This is a genomic window from Psychrobacillus sp. FSL K6-2836 (genome assembly GCF_038003085.1).
In the GTDB taxonomy this organism is placed as follows: Bacteria; Bacillota; Bacilli; order Bacillales_A; family Planococcaceae; genus Psychrobacillus.
The window spans coordinates 1,347,728-1,362,102 of record NZ_JBBOOM010000001.1 but is presented as its reverse complement, the minus strand read 5'-3'; the positions used below and the strand labels follow the sequence as shown (position 1 = coordinate 1,362,102).

9 protein-coding genes are annotated in these 14,375 nt (G+C 37.6%); 7 read left to right on the top strand and 2 right to left on the bottom strand.

The window, feature by feature from the left end:
- Positions 1 to 60 precede the first annotated feature (60 nt).
- The 6 genes from MKY37_RS06255 (at position 61) to MKY37_RS06230 (ending at position 9,623) form a co-directional block, all read left to right on the top strand.
- Positions 61 to 3,612, top strand: a complete 3,552-nt coding sequence (locus MKY37_RS06255; RefSeq protein ID WP_340774979.1) for a metallophosphoesterase — start codon at positions 61 to 63, stop codon at positions 3,610 to 3,612.
- 918 nt (positions 3,613 to 4,530) lie between these two features.
- Entirely contained in the window at positions 4,531 to 5,133 is a 603-nt protein-coding gene (locus MKY37_RS06250; protein ID WP_340774978.1) for a CalY family protein, read from the top strand.
- Positions 5,134 to 5,300: 167 nt separating this feature from the next.
- Positions 5,301 to 6,185, top strand: a complete 885-nt coding sequence (locus MKY37_RS06245; protein ID WP_340774975.1) for a SipW-dependent-type signal peptide-containing protein — start codon at positions 5,301 to 5,303, stop codon at positions 6,183 to 6,185.
- A 33-nt stretch (positions 6,186 to 6,218) separates the two neighbouring features.
- Complete coding sequence (gene sipW / locus MKY37_RS06240) at positions 6,219 to 6,836, top strand: signal peptidase I SipW (RefSeq protein ID WP_340774973.1); 618 nt, start codon at positions 6,219 to 6,221, stop codon at positions 6,834 to 6,836.
- Between the two features lie 96 nt (positions 6,837 to 6,932).
- Positions 6,933 to 7,529 (top strand): hypothetical protein, encoded by a 597-nt coding sequence (locus MKY37_RS06235; protein WP_340774971.1) that lies wholly within the window; start codon positions 6,933 to 6,935, stop codon positions 7,527 to 7,529.
- A 462-nt stretch (positions 7,530 to 7,991) separates the two neighbouring features.
- Positions 7,992 to 9,623, top strand: coding sequence for an S-layer homology domain-containing protein (locus MKY37_RS06230; protein ID WP_340774969.1), 1,632 nt, complete (start codon positions 7,992 to 7,994; stop codon positions 9,621 to 9,623).
- A gap of 65 nt (positions 9,624 to 9,688) precedes the next feature.
- Here MKY37_RS06230 and MKY37_RS06225 read toward each other — a convergent pair whose 3' ends face one another.
- The gene (locus tag MKY37_RS06225; protein ID WP_340774967.1) at positions 9,689 to 9,829 is read right to left on the bottom strand and encodes a hypothetical protein; all 141 of its coding nucleotides are present in this window, start codon (positions 9,827 to 9,829) and stop codon (positions 9,689 to 9,691) included.
- Positions 9,830 to 9,925: 96 nt separating this feature from the next.
- Between MKY37_RS06225 and MKY37_RS06220 the strand changes: the two genes are divergently transcribed.
- Positions 9,926 to 12,880: an S-layer homology domain-containing protein gene (locus tag MKY37_RS06220; protein WP_340774964.1), complete on the top strand. Its 2,955-nt coding sequence runs from the start codon at positions 9,926 to 9,928 to the stop codon at positions 12,878 to 12,880.
- A 423-nt stretch (positions 12,881 to 13,303) separates the two neighbouring features.
- On the opposite strand, the gene MKY37_RS06215 is transcribed toward MKY37_RS06220, so the two are convergent.
- A complete protein-coding gene (locus MKY37_RS06215) occupies positions 13,304 to 14,344 on the bottom strand; it encodes an acyltransferase (RefSeq protein WP_340774961.1) in 1,041 nt (346 codons plus the stop codon).
- Positions 14,345 to 14,375: the final 31 nt, after the last annotated feature.

The following is a 14,375-nucleotide window of genomic DNA, read 5'->3' as shown; positions in this document are numbered from 1 at the left end:
GCTATTAAACTTTTCAGTGCTACTGGTGCTACCGTTGACTGGCACCCAAGGAGGAGATAAATGTTGATGAATTTTATGAAGAAAACCCTTACGATTTATTTAACTTTTCTTTTGCTATTTAGTTTAGTAACACCGATTAATACTCAATCTGCTATAGCTGCCGAATTGGAACCTGAAACACCAAGTGAAACACCAAATGAAACACCAAGTGAAACACCAAGTGAAACACCAAATGAAACACCAAGTGAAACACCAAATGAAACACCAAATGAAACACCAAATGAAACACCAAATGAAACACCAAATGAAACACCAAGTGAAATACCAAATGAAACACCAAGTGAAATACCAAGTGAAATACCAAGTGAAATACCAAGTGAATTAGAGCAACCGTATATTGTTTTAGAGGATTTTGAGACAAGTAATAATTGGAAAGCAACGGGATCTAAATATAATTCTATTGCAGCTGAAATTTCAAATGAGAAAGTACGATTTGGTGGACATGCACTGCAATTAGATTATGATTTCCTTAAACAACAAGGGACTTCAGGAGTATATGCAAGTCAAGATACAAGAATTGATGTCCCTGGACATCCAGAGAAAATTGGTATGTGGGTTTATGGTGATGGAAATAAGCAATGGTTAAGACAGCTAATGTATGATGCGAATGGACAGAGCTTCAATATCGATTTCACTGGTGACTATCCAAACGGCGTAACTTGGAAGGGGTGGAAGTACGTAGAGGCTACTATTCCTAACAACTGGGTAGCACCATTTCAAATAGACCAGGCTGTTCGATATATGGCTACAAAAGATGAGGCAAAAACAGCAGGAACCATTTATGTGGATAATATACAAGCTGTTTACGGTGAATTTGATGATGATGTAACGAATCCAGAGATAACTAATTTTTACCCTTCGGATATCTCTTCAACAAATAGACCCGAAATTAGTATTATAGCAGCAGATAACGAAGGTGGGTCAGGAATCGATTCCAATAAAATCTATATGAAGATTGATGGAAAAGATGTTGAACCAGCATTCAATGCAGAAACAGGCATTGTCTCTTATACACCTGCAACTCCATTAGTGGATGGATTACACCAAGTCTATGTAGAAGTTTTCGATATAGCAGGAAACCACAAATTTGATACATATAATCTCTCCATTTCTTCTGGTGGACCAGAATTTAAATGGGCAGGACCAGACGTTGCATTAGCCGGAGCAACTTTTGAAGTTCAACTAACTATGGATAATATTAATAGTTTAAGTGGTACAGAACTAAAATTCGCTTATGAACCATCTTTAATGACACTTCAAGATGGTGACCATACGATAGATGGACTTCAAGTAAAAATTCAAGACAAATTCAAAAGCACAGCAACCATTAATCATGCAAATGAATCAACAGGCGAAATTTCATTAAAATTTGAAGGATTAAATAATATCGAAACAAATGAAAATGAAGTTTTAGGGACAGTATCTTTCTCTTTAGGAAATAATGCAACTGGTATTGCAAACCTTGCCCTTACAGAAGGTAGCTTAACATTCACAGACTCATTAATTGGAACCTTACCTTTTTCTACAGTTCCATTTGAAGCAGTAATTTCTCAGCCATATTTACTAACGGTTGAAGGAAAATCAGTAGGAACAACAACTAAAATTACAGTAACAGATCTTGATGGAAATCCAGTTGAAGGTGCTAAAATAGCGATTACGAACGGAACAAAACTATTGAAAATAAAGAACGACACGACTATTTATAAAGGAGGAAGTGGAATACAGGGTGATCCATACGAAACTGTGAACGCAGGAACTTATATGCCCTTCACAAATCCACCTACTTCTAGTTTCGACTTTTATCGAGTTTATATTCCAAATGGACAAGTTCGTTATTACCATGTTCCTGGAGCGGATGCAGAAATAGTTGATTGGAACAGTTTATTTGATCTTACCGATGAAAATGGAGAAATTACTACCGATAACGTAACGCTTTCTCAAATACCTATAAGTATGCAAGCGGATAAAAATGGACAAGTGAGTCAAGTAGAAACATTTACGGTAGTACCTCAACTAGGAACACATACACCAGAAAATATTACATTAACATGGACACAAGATCCTAAAACGTCCCAGCATTTCACCTGGCGCACAGGAACAGCTTTTACTAACTCTATTGTAGAAGTAGTCGCTCAATCGGATGAAAAAGGCTTTGAGTCTACTGCAGTAATTCGTGCTGAAGGAAACCATGAATTTTATGCGGACAATAAAGGGGAAATGACAATTCATAAAACAAATGCAAGCGGATTAACTCCTGGAACTGATTATAAGTACCGTGTAGGGGATGGTACTGAGCAGGGGTGGAGTGAAATAGGTTCATTTATAACTGAATCGAATGAAGTAGAACCCTTTAACTTTTTATTTTTCACTGATACTCAATCACAAGATGCAGCAGGTTTTTCCATTTGGACAAAACTATACGAATTAGGTTTAGAAAAGTATCCAAATACAAAATTTGCGCTTCATAGTGGAGATATTGTGGAGGATGGAAGTGTTATGAGCCAGTGGGAGTTGTTTCTACAAGCTTCAAAAGGATTGTCATCAACAATTCCTGTCATGACAGTTTTAGGTAATCATGATGTATATGGAAATGGTGAATCAGTATACAAATCTTTATTCTCCTATCCACAAAATGGACCTAAAGGAAAGGAAGGATTTGTTTATTCCTTTGAATATAGTAACGCTAAATTTATCATGCTGAATTCCGAATTTGGCATTAAAGATATGGAAGAACAACAAGAATGGATTCGCCAAGAAGTAGAAACTTCAGATAAAGAATGGACTATCGCGGTGTTCCACCGACCAGCTTACAAAAGCAATCCACTAACAGGAGTTAACGCAACAGCAACAACATTTGCTCCATTGTTAGAGGAACTAGGTGTGGATGTCGTTTTAAACGGGCACGATCATTCTTATATGAGAACACACGCTATGAAACATGGACAAGTACAAGCAAATGGCGATGGAACTGTTTACGTAATTGGTGGTTCTGCTGGACCAAAATTCTATCCAGTAGAACATAATGATTATGTGGATGTTCAATTTGATACAGACACACAAGTCTTTACCTCAATTTCAATAGAAGGAAATATATTAAAAGGTGAAGTATATTCTATGGAGAATGAACTTGTGGACTCTTTTGAAATTGAAAAAACTGCAGAAGAAGTACCAGAAGGAATAACAGCAGAAAAAACATATAACATCAATGATCTTAAAACAAACAAATTAACACTAAGCAAGCCAAGTGTTTCTGTCACACTAGATGTGGAATCCATAATTTCAGACGGAATTGTATTTACTGGAGCGAAATATGCTGAATTCCTTGGAACAGGCTTTGCGAACACAACTGTGACATTAAAACCATCTGAAGCAAATGCAATCATCGACTTCAGAGGTACAAAAGTCCAAAAAGTAATCATAGATGGCACAAACGTAAAAGAAATTCGTGGTGCTGAAAATATTCAAGCAATTGAATACATCAACGGGGCAACAATAGATTCATTAACACTTACAAATACAAAAGGGGAACCCATTGTGGTTCCTTCTTTCTAGCTGAGCCGATTTGGCGAAGTGTCCCTGGGTTTCGCAAAAATTACACTGGTGATTGCTACTGTATCAACTCCGGCATATATCCATGTTGTAGACGCTAATACTGCTAACGCAATTTAAATAGAGTAATAGAAGGATGGAAAGTCTGTGGAGAGATCTCTACAGGGCTTTTCTTTTTTTATTTATATTACTGTGTACTCTTACTATTTCCTCTCAACATTTCATGGTGGTCTTCCAACCGAAATCCAAGATGCTTGTATGAAAGCTAACTCAGCTACAACAAGCTACAATTGCATTACAAATAAAAGGAAGCCAATCAATAGCTATTACCCACTGGCTTCCTTTTGTATTTTTATCTTTTTGTAGGATGTCATGAATGTTCCATAGACATTGTCAGCAAACACTTTTTTATAAGTTTTTAGTTTATTACACTCTTCCAAAATAAATTGAATGGTACGAAAGTATACCAAGGAAACTATCCAAAAGAAGAATACTGAATAGTCAAAAACTACCCGTTTGAGGGAGGCTGGATTGTTTTGCACTGTATATACTGAAGTTAGTTCCATTGCATGATGATCAAAACGAAAACGAAGTCTAAGGAGGCAGTGAATGACATAAAAAGAGGAGCTTAAATCTAGAAATGGATATCAAGCAAAACGTGGCATTATAATTCTATTATCTATCGCTTTTACAGGCTGAGAAACCAAGTATACCTTGAGGGATTTAGCCAAAGAATTCTCTAAAGTGGTGTAATAAACTACTTAGAACAAAATGCAACATTCGAAGTAAAAAAGCTTTCGGACTATGAAATGGTGCATGGAACCAAGTCTATCTTATACAAAAGCAAACTTCGAAACAAAGCTTGAAAGAGCAAATGAGTAATAACAAAACTAAACTAAAACTAATTGGAGGAAATTAAAAATGAGTATTAAACAAAAGCTAGCAATGGGTATCTTAACTGGTGGATTGGCTATTAGCATGATCGGTGGAGGAACTTATGCTTATTTCAATGATGTAGAAGTAAATAACAGCAGTTTTGCAGCAGGTACGTTGGATATTAATGTTGCAGGTAATGACGCAGCAAATGCCATTATTAATGTAAGCAATCTTAAACCAGGTGATGTAATGCTACGTAACTTTAAGCTAAATAACACTGGTACCCTAGATGTATCCAAAGTATTATTAACTTCAAAATACACTGTTTCCGATGCAAATGGCAACAATGCAAGCGCAGACTTTGGTGACCATATTAAGGTTAAATTCCTTACCAATAACGATAAAGAGTCACCGGTTATTTGGGAAACTACCTTAAGTGAATTGTCTAAAACAGACGTTGTAGATAGAAATCTATTAGGAGCTATATTTGGTGGGGAAAGGGACGGACTAAAAGCAGGTACATCTGATGATCTTACTGTATTGTTTGAATTTGTTGACAATAAAAAGGATCAAAATACCTTCCAAGGGGATTCTTTAAGTCTTGAATGGACATTTGATGCAAAACAGACTAATGGAACAGCAAAATAATACTATCATATAGTCTGGGAGGAGAGCCCTTCTCCTCCCTTATTTTATTTAACCAATCCGTCGGTGCCATTCCATATATATATTTCTGAACATATAAAATTATTTTGTGTTTTGAGGAATATACTTAAGGAAATTTCAAAATAAAAAATTAGAAAGGCGGAATCGGATTGAGAAGCAAGCGTAGACGCAGATATAAGAAAAGGAAATACGATCTTTTCCTGATTTCAAAAATTGCACTCATTTGTTACTTAGCCATCTTTGGCGTCGGTTATATGTCATCCGACACATCCGCATATTTCAGTAGCCAATCGGAGATCTCACAGACGATCACTGCCGGTATATGGGAGGTTCCGAAAGAGATTGTTAATGGATGTGGCGAGGAAGATACAATTGATGATGTATCGAACGAGGAAACTGAAGTTAACTTGGAAGATAAAGGTGAAACTTCTGAAGAAACCGGGATAGATCCATTACCCGGCGAGGATATCAATGGCGAACACGAAGGCAAAGATGGTAATCCTATAGAAGAAACAGAAAAAGATGAACTGTCAAACAGCGAAAATGAGATTGACTGTGAGGATATAGAAGACGCATCTAACGAAACAGATGAAACAGATGCTACAGAAGAGCTAGAATGCGAGGGCAAAGATGAAAACCTTGTAGAAGAAAATGAAGAAGATGCCACTACAAGTGAGGAAGTCAAGACCGAGTGTCCGAGTAAAGATGAAGAACCTAATAAAGAAAACGAAAAAGAAAAAGCACCAACGGACGTAGAAACTACTGAACCGATTATGGAGAAACAAGTTGAATTAAAAGATGGAGATATTGAAACCGAGAAAGAAAATGCGGATAAAACAGATGTGGTTGATAGCAAAGAGGAAGAACCTCAGAAAACTAACGATGAAAGTGCAAAACAACCGGACGACAAGGATGCATCTGTAATCGAATCGAAAGAAGAGAACCCAATAGAAAAAGATTCCGCAAAAGATGAAACTTCAGAAAGTAGTATCGACACTAAGAAAGACGATGAAATAACCGACGCCGTAAAATAAGTAAAAACATAAAGAAAGCGGAAGGTGATTTAAATGAGAACTAAACCGAAAACGAATACAAAAAAGACAATGATAATGAAGTGGATAAATAACATTGTCACCGGCATATTAATGATCTTACTAATCTGTGTAGCTACCGTAGTTGTTATATCTAAAGCCTCCGGCGGAGAACCAGAATTTTTTGGATACCAATTAAAAACCGTTCTGTCGGGATCCATGGAGCCGGGGATTCAAACAGGCTCCATCATCGCTGTCAAGTCTGCTGTAGTTAAAACTGGTTTCGAAAAAGACGATGTCATTACATTTCAAGCAGAAGAAGATATTTTAATTACACATAGAATAACAGAGGTAGTTAGAACTGGAGACTCCGTACTTTATCGGACAAAAGGCGATAACAACAATGCAGAGGATATGAATCCGGTTCTTGCCGAAAATGTGGTAGCGAAATACACCGGTTTCACAGTACCTTACGTCGGATACTTCATTAATTTTGCTGAGTCTAAAAATGGCGCATTGCTATTGTTGATACCTGGATTCATGTTGCTGATTTACTCCGCATTTACGATTTGGAAAGTGCTATCTATCATCGAATTGCGCCCGAAAAAGCAAGTGGATGTAGTAGGGGAAGATAGCGGGAAAAGTACTTCCTGAATTGGTTTATAGAATATGTAAGGAGGTATTACGATGACCAAATTATTTCGGTTATTCCCGTTTCTTCTATTAATTAGCGTGATCTGTTTTTATCCTATGACGAGTGTATTTGCAGATGATGGAAGCGGCACGGCTGAGAATGAACTAGACATCAGTCTATCCACAGAAGAGAATTTATTTGATATTAGCAACATGAAGCCTGGTGATTGGGCGCCACGGACCGTTGCAGTACAGAATTCCGGAAGCAAAGATTTTGTCTACCAAATGCAGTTGCAAAATAGTGGAGATAACAAACTTTTCAATGAGCTCTTGCTGGAAATTAAAGCAGGTGATACAGAATTGTATCAAGGGAATTTAGCAGCATTTAATTCATTGCCAGAAAGAAAGCTTACAAGCGGCACTGAAGAAAACTTAGATATCACTATTCGTTTTCCAGAGCATCTTGGAAATGATTTTCAAGGACTTGAGTCTGCTTTCGTTTTCACCTTTACGGCGGAAGGAAAAGATAACACGACTGTTCAAGTCATGACAGCAGGACAGGTTGCCAGCGTAGGTCCAACACCAGGCGGATCTAACCTTCCTACCACTTCGTCAAATGTATTTATTCTAATATTAGCTGGTACTTTACTTGTGGCAGGTGGAATCGTGTTGATTTTCATCAGACATTACAGACGGATGAAGATAGCTCAATAGACCAATCAGTTATAGAGGGACTTTTGAAAAGCTGGCAATGCATGGCGTATCATGCATTGCCAGCTTTTTCGTTTTTCGTGAAGACTTTCGGTGAATACAAGATGGATAAAAACATCCTATATAACTTTTACAGTCGGATACCCGAAATTCTATTCCTCAGTCCTTGCAAAAAAGTGGAATAAATTCCCGTTCTGCAAGTAAATCTCCACTGAGCGCAAGTAACCTAATCAGAACAGCAAGTAAACACCACCATACAGCAAGTACCACACCATCATGAGCAAGTATCCACCAGGTGAACGCAAGTATCGTGTTGTGAGTAAAATAAACAATATGCACTCATTATATTAGTATTAGTTCTCTGTATTACCCAGGGAGATTTTCATAGGAAAGGATAGAGGATAATAAACCCCTAAACTAGAATATAATTATTTGTAGGATAGTTAGGAAAAGGGAGGAAGAGAATTGAAAAAAGCAATGAAGAAACTCAGCTTATTGTTTGTATTTGCACTTGTACTACAGCTAGTAGCCATTCCAGGACTTTCATTTGCAGCTGAAACGGATACAGAGGCGCCGACTTGGGTTACTCCGGTAAATTATTTAGCGCTTGGAGATTCGTTAGCTACTGGTGTTACTCCAGATAGTAAGCTGGGAAGCGGATATACAGATTTCATCGCAGAAGCTTTGCAATCTCAAAATGTTTTAAACTCATTCAACAAAGGTTTTAGTTTACCAGGTTATACGACCACGGATATTTTAAAGGATCTTCAAGCAAATGCAACCAAACCTGTTTTTGGAACTGGCAATCAAGGCGATACAGCTGAGCTGCATAAGTCTATCGCAGCTGCAGATATTATCACTATTAGTGCCGGAGCAAATGATGTACTACCATACTTTAAAGTAGATGCTGCTACTGGTGTTCCAACTGTGGATTTAGCAAAAATCATGGCTTCTATCCAACAAGTTGGCGTTAATTATAGCCAAATATTAAAAACTATCTATATGATTAATCCAGATGTTCAAGTATATGTAATGGGCTATTATAATCCATTCCCACAAATGGATGCGACGTACCAAACTCAGATTGCTCAGTTGATGGATGGGCTAAATGGAGCAATTAAAACTGGATTGACTGGAACAACTGCAGCCTTCATCCCAACTGCTGAAAAAATAGCAGAAAATTATGCAGCTAACCTACCAAATCCAAAGAATATCCATTTAAGTGAAGCAGGCTATAAGGTAGTTTCGGACTTATTTAATCAAAAACTAGTAGAGAACTATCCATGGGTTTCAAAGGATACGCTAACTGCAGTAGTCTCCAACAAAACAACTGCAACATTGACATGGAAGCCTGCTACCGATAATACAGGAGTAGCTGGTTACGCAATCTATAATGGGAAAGAAGTAGTAGGGCAAGTAACAGGGAATATACTCAAATATGAAATAGGAAATCTAGAAGAAAATAAAGCATATACGTTTACAGTTGTAGCTGTAGATGCTTCGGGCAATGCGAGTGTAGTTAACCCGACTGCTGCAATTACTACTGGAGTAACACCTGTAATTTTCCCAGATATCCAACAACACTGGGCAAAGGATTATATTACACAAGCCGTTGCTGCTGGAGTAGTAAAGGGTTATCCAGATGGTACATTTAAACCAGAACATAAAATTACACGTGCACAAGCAGCTTCAATTATCGTAAATGCATTAAAACTAAAAACAGATAAGACTGCACCATTCGAAGATATTGAAATTTACGCTGCAGAAACACAAGCAGAAATTGCAGCTGCTTATCAATATGGCATTATTAAAGGAAGCGACGGGAAGTTTCGTCCAACCGAATATATCACACGTGCGCAGCTGGCACTTATGCTGAAACGAACAGTGGAATCCGTTACAGGAAATCCATATACTGCAGCAACTCCAGCACCATTTTCGGATATTGCCCACTACGACGATGAAACAAAAGCTGCTATATCCATGCTAGCTACATTCAAAATTGTAAGTGGTTCGGGCGGCAAATTCATGCCAGAAGACACAGCAAAGCGCGGCCAAGCAGCTAAAATCCTAATCAATTCACTAACATATTTAAAATAAAATAGACTTACCAAAGCGGCTGATAGTTGACAATCAGCCGCTTCTTTTAGTTAAGGCTTTCCCTTTCAAGTGGTGTCTGCCACAAAAGCCAGGTCAACCACCACATAACCAGTACCAATCACCACATAAGACCAGGCAACCACCACATAACCAATCATATCCACCACATAACCCACAACACTTCCCAAAATAGAACCCCAATCCAACCTAAATTGTTATATACTAGGAGTAGGGGAAACTATTAACAGTATATATCGTCTAATTTATGCGGTAATGACCATTAAAAAGGGGGAAATTCATATATGAAAAAACAAAATAAGTTTCTAACGAGTTCTGTAGCTATATCTTTAGTAGCAACAGCTATTGCACCAACGGCTTTTGCAGCAAGTTTCTCAGATACAACCGGCAACACACATGAACAAGCGATTTTAGCATTGGTGGAAGCTGGTGTTATCACGGGCTATCCTGATGGTTCGTTCAAGCCAAATAAAACATTGATACGCTCCGACGTAGTGAAACTAATCGGCAAATACTTAGTGGCAGAAGGCTTTGTAGTACCGGACAACTATAAGACAAAATCACGTTTTTCAGATATAGCTTTAAATAAAGATAATGATGAACTTTTAAAATATGCAGCCTTGATCAAGGATAACGGAGTATTTTGGGGAACTGAAGATAAACTTTTAGCTCAACAAAAAATGACACGAGAAGATATGGCTATTGCTTTGGTTCGTCTGATGAATATCGGAGAAGATACTAACTTAGAAGATTATGTAGCAAAAGAAACATTTAAAGCTGATGTGAAAGATTTGGCGAACGCCAAAGAGACTGCACGTCCATATATCGCTGTACTTGATTATTTTGATATTACAAATCCTGCTTTAGATAAATTTAACCCTAAAAGCACAACTACTCGCGGTCAGTTTGCGACATTTCTTCAAAGAGTCATTGAATCAAAGCCTGTAGAAATAACAAAATTTGAGGCTACTGGCGCCTTTGCATTAACGGTAAATTTCAATAAAGTAGTAGATTCTTCTGCTAAAATTGCAGTTAAAAAAGGTACTACAGATGTAGCGATTACTAGTATGGAATTTTCAAAAGATAAAAAATCAGCGAAGATTTTATTATCTGATAGATTAACAGCAGGAACGTATGATATTTCTGTAACTGCAGCCCAAGAGACAAACCTATCGAAATCGACAACTGTAACGGATGAAATAGTGACTGCTATTAAGTTTCCAACGACTGCTGCAATCCCAAATGTTTCGGGAAATAAAGTACGTATTCCATATAAAGTAGAAAACCAATACGGAGAAGATATGACATCTCAAAGTCATAATTTAGTAGGAAACACAGATGTAACAGGAGCAGGTAGTGACATTACTGTAAAGCCAACTGAAGGTGTTATAGAAATCACGAAAGCTGCAGCATCCTCTAATTTTAAGCTAGGGGATAAAATTTCGGTTACTTTATTGGATACAAAGACTTCCATCTCAGAATCCAAAACCGTTCGCGTTTCTGAACTATCAAAAGTAGCTGAAGTGAGCATTAAAAATGTGTATAACGATTTGGATCCTAGTGCGACTCTAGATCCTGATGCAACATACGAAGACTTTCATTTAGTCTTAAAGGCAATCGATCAATATGGCCTTGAAGTGCCATTCCAGGATATCGCAAAAGACGTTACCGTTTCGATTTCAGATTCATCGATCGTTGATGTGAACAAAAGCGTAACCTTACCTACTTTTTCACAATTGATAATAGATGGCCAAAAACAGACTGTTCTTGAGCTAAAACAGCCGAAAACGAAGAAAACTGGTAAAGCAACTATTTCAATTACTTCAAAATCTACCGGGAAAACGGCTAAATTTGAAGTGGTAGTTGCAGAGGGTGTGAAAGCTGATACGATTTCACTCAATACTCCAAATCTAGTCGTTGCAGATGAGAAGACAGAAGTTCCTTTCCAAATACGAGGAATTGATGGCAATGAAATTACAAGCGCAGTAACTTTAAATAAGCCAAATGGCGTGACTGTAACAACAAATGATGCGAATGTTAAGGCAACGATTGAAAGCGATCCATTGACGGGCAAAGCAAAATTAGTATTAACCGATTCCTCAAAATCAACAAAAGATCGTCAAGTACTAATATCCGCTACAACAGCAACGAAAAGGTCAGAAACACTTCTCGTTACAGTTAAAGCGAAAGCAGAAGCAAAACAGATTGTAGCAACAAAAGACTTAGAAACAAATCTACTAGTTGGCGGGGCATTTACATTAAACAAAGAGTCAATTATTGTGCTAGATCAGTATGATAGAGAATTCAAATTGACTGATTCAAACCTAGCAACAGCTGAAACAACAGCAAACGCAGGTAAATACTTAGTTAAAGTAGATGCAATGGATGACAAAGTGAAAATTTCAACAAACAAAGTAATTTCAACTAAAAACGAAGTAACAGTAACGGGCAATAAAAAAGGTGCAGATGCGATCAAGCTGACTTTACAAAAAGTAGATGCAAAAGGTATCGCTCAGGTCATAGAATCTAGTGCATTTGACATGAATCTACGAGTAATCGATAAAGCAAGTATCGTTTCCTATGAAATGAAACCTATTGCACAAATTTACGATAACCCATCGAATCTATCAGTAGAAAACTATGCTACAGAATTGATTGTTTACGGAATCACATCAGATGGCAATAGACTAGTTGTACCAAAAGCAGAATATACCGTAATCACTGGGCATAATGATCTCATTTATAATGTATTAAACGGAAAACTATCCGTTCGAGGAACAAAAGATATTGTAGATAAAGAAGATAAAACTGTTCCAGTAAAAGTAATTGTAAATGCTGATCGTCAGCCAGTAACGCTCGACCAAGAGATTATCGTGACCAAGTCAGAGCCACTTGCAAGCAGCATTGAGCTCCAGCCAACCAATGGCCTGAAAATTGTTGACCAAGGCTTACAAGTACCAGCAACAACAGCAACCGTAAATATCGCTTCAGCCGATTTAAGAGCAGTATTGAAAATCACCGATCAATACGGAGAAGATATTTCCAAAACAGCAGCAAGCCGTATCAAACTAACAGCAACCAACCTAGTTAACGCAGACGCGGACAATACAGCACCAACAGTAACAGGCAATGGAACCAATACACTAACATTCAAAGATGTAGAAAAAGGCGACACATTCTACCTAACCTACATCGTAGACGGCAACATCTTAACAACACAAGTAATCGTAGGCCAATAAAACAAAAAGTCCTCTCACCTGAGAGGACTTTTTTGTGTGCTTGAAATATAGCCACCACATACCGACATCCATCAACCACACAACCGAGTAGCCACCCTATAAATTCAACTAACCACCATATAAATCTCTCCAGCTACCACATAAACCAGTTCAACCACCACACAAAAGAGAAGCTACCACATAAATTCAACTAACCACCACATAAACCAAGTTAACCACCACATAACCGCATCCAACCACCACACAAAAGAGAAGCCACCACATAAACCAGTTAAACTACCACATAAATTAAGCCAACCACCACATAAATCTCTCTAACTACCACATAAATCAGATCAACCACCACACAACCCAATCGAACCACCACATAACTCAAACAAAAAAAAGAAAAGCGAGCACAAACCGCTCACTTTCCCCAAAATCTCATATAGTTCTATTCAACACAGGAATCTTACCAATAACCCAACTAATAATTACAGAAATCACTAATAATATAAAGGTCTGCAACGGAATCCCTATAACTGGGTGGATGTATATGTCCAATCCTTCGTGAAAGTAAGGTCTTACCAAATCCAATATCACCGGATGCACCAAATAAATGCCGAAGCTTGTTGCAGAGATGAGTTTAATAACCTTACCGGTTTGAAAATCAGTATTTTTTTCACTCCAACGTGTGATGGCATATTTGATGAAAACAAACAATGCAATCGACATGGCGATGACTCCTGGACTGGAGTACGAAAAGGCGTAGCTAGAAAAGCCTCCTTGATCGTGTGCGAAAGAGTTTGTTCGTAAAATAGTGCCAATTCCACCAATGATACCTAGTAGATAAATAATGATTCGTGCTTTTAAAGGTTGTTCGAATTTAGAAAAGTAATAGCCCATTAAAAACATGCCGATAAACTCCGTTAATGGGAAATAAGTACTGACTTCATTGATAACGATAAACGAATAATAGCGGAATCCTCCATATACGACTATCCACAAAAGTACGAGGTATCCTACTAAAGTACGAGATGCATGATTCACAAATACATTAAAAATAGGAACTAATAAATAAATCCCGATCAAAGCGGCAAAATACCAAAGATGATAATACGTACCATTGTTCAGCATTTGAGAGATCATCTTTGTAATAGAAAGTTCAGCGCCGTAATGGAAGTGCCTCCATGCAAAGTAGAAAACAGACCAAAACAGGAAAGGGACAATAATCCTGTTTGCCCGTTTAGTAAAGAAATCGGTCAAGGATTCTTCTTTTCTACCTAATAGTAAAGCCCCACTTACCATTAAGAATAATGGAACACACCATCGAACTAGCGAGTTATAAATAATACTAGACTCCCAAACCCAAAAGTCGACTTTGTTGTACATTGTTGCATATGGTGCAGCTGTATGGATTACCAAAACACCAATAATTGCGATAGCCCTTACATAATCCATATAAAAAATGCGTTTCTTAGCCATTTAAATACTCCTTATCTTGCTCACAAAAAGA

Excerpts from the sequence above, each read along its gene's own strand:
- MKY37_RS06215 (WP_340774961.1), bottom strand. The coding sequence starts at position 14,344 with ATGGCTAAGAAACGCATTTTTTATATGGATTATGTAAGGGCTATCGCA.
- MKY37_RS06250 (WP_340774978.1), top strand. The coding sequence starts at position 4,531 with ATGAGTATTAAACAAAAGCTAGCAATGGGTATCTTAACTGGTGGATTG.
- MKY37_RS06255 (WP_340774979.1), top strand. The coding sequence starts at position 61 with ATGTTGATGAATTTTATGAAGAAAACCCTTACGATTTATTTAACTTTT.
- sipW (WP_340774973.1), top strand. The coding sequence starts at position 6,219 with ATGAGAACTAAACCGAAAACGAATACAAAAAAGACAATGATAATGAAG.
- MKY37_RS06235 (WP_340774971.1), top strand. The coding sequence starts at position 6,933 with ATGACGAGTGTATTTGCAGATGATGGAAGCGGCACGGCTGAGAATGAA.
- MKY37_RS06220 (WP_340774964.1), top strand. The coding sequence starts at position 9,926 with ATGAAAAAACAAAATAAGTTTCTAACGAGTTCTGTAGCTATATCTTTA.